Here is a 300-nt window from a genome sequence, read left to right as displayed (position 1 = left end):
GGACAGCGGACTGCGTCCTGCAACCGGTCCGTCTTAAACTCGATCCCGGTAGCAAGGGAACCGGCGTGGCCATCGTGCGTGAGGTCGAGTCCTGCGACGGCGAGGCGGGCCGGCGTGTCGCCGTGCTGTCGCTAGCGGAACTGAGACACCGCGGCGCGCAGATCAGCCTGAACCTGACGGCCCGCAGGGCTATGCGCCGGTCGCGACGCGGGCGGAAGACGCGGTATCGCGCTGCCCGATTCGACAACCGCCGTAAGCCGGCAGGCTGGCTAGCGCCGAGCCTACAACACCGTGTGCAGT

The 300-nt window shown here is 68.7% G+C and carries 1 protein-coding gene; it reads left to right on the top strand.

What is annotated here, in order from left to right; translation table 11 throughout:
* Positions 1-17 precede the first annotated feature (17 nt).
* On the top strand, positions 18-300 hold a 283-nt coding region (locus tag ACYP5B_RS53255; RefSeq protein WP_459575578.1), incomplete at its 3' end, for an RRXRR domain-containing protein.

This window comes from Cupriavidus sp. 8B (assembly GCF_054589115.1).
The sequence above is the reverse complement of the archived record's forward strand: the minus strand, read 5'-3'. Positions and strand labels throughout refer to the sequence as shown.